We start from the raw sequence: 1,091 nt of genomic DNA on the forward strand, positions 1-1,091 counted from the left end.
AGCGTCACGCTGTACGGTATCGTCGACGATTCGATCGTCTACCAAAGCAGCCAGACGAACCTGGCCAAGACGAACCCGGGTCGCTCGAACGTCAAGATGGCGTCGGGCATCTGGGCGGGCAGCCGCTTCGGCTTGAAGGGCGCTGAAGATCTGGGCGGCGGCAACAAGGCCATCTTCCAGCTGGAATCGGGCGTCGACATCAACAGCGGCCAAGGCCAGTTCACCAACGCGATGTTCGCCCGCCAGGCATGGGTCGGTCTGACGAACCCCGGCTACGGTACGCTGACCCTGGGTCGCCAGTACACCTCGTACTACACGCTGCTCTCGCCGTATAGCCCGACGAACTGGCTGACCGGCTACTTCGGCGCGCACCCGGGCGATCTGGACGGCCTCGACACGATCTACCGCGCGAACAACTCGGTGGTCTACACGTCGCCGAAGATGTACGGCTTCACGGTGAGCGGCTCGTACTCGTTCGCGGGCGTGCCCGACAGCGTGTACCAGGGCTCGACCTGGACGGCGGCGGTCCAGTACCAGCAAGGTCCGATCGGCGGTGCGGTGGCGTTCTCGCGCATCAACAACGCGGCTAATGGCGGCGGCATCTACAGCGGCAACTCGACGACGATCAACAGCACGGCAGCCACCGACGGTTCGGGCCAGCCGGGCGTGTCGGCGGTCACCGCTGGTTACCAGCGCGCTCAAGCGCAGCAACGCTTCGCGGTTGCAGGCGGCTACCAGTTCAACAGCGCGTGGGATATCTCGGTCACGTACACGAACGTTCAGTACATCCCGGGCGTGAACTCGCTGTTCACGGACGAAGCCGTGTTCAACACGGTGGGTTCGGTGCTGCACTGGAAGGCGACGTCGGCATGGGACTTCGCTGCGGGCTACAGCTACACGTGGGCCAGCAAGGCGAACGGCATCAACGACGCCGCGTCCTACCACCAGTTCAACCTGTCCCAGTACTACTCGCTCTCGAAGCGCACGGGCCTGTACGCACTGGAAGCGTTCCAGCGCGCCAACGGCACCACGCTGGCCGTTCCGTCGGGCACGACGAAGAACCGCACGACGTCCGCGAACGCGACCATCGG

General features: G+C 64.6%; 1 protein-coding gene. It reads left to right on the forward strand.

Going from position 1 to position 1,091, the window contains the following annotated elements; all coding sequences use genetic code 11:
* On the forward strand, positions 1-1,091 hold a 1,091-nt coding region (locus tag AWB79_RS37930; RefSeq protein ID WP_061172598.1), incomplete at both ends, for a porin.

The organism is Caballeronia hypogeia, from assembly GCF_001544875.2.
In the GTDB taxonomy this organism is placed as follows: Bacteria; Pseudomonadota; Gammaproteobacteria; order Burkholderiales; family Burkholderiaceae; genus Caballeronia; species Caballeronia hypogeia.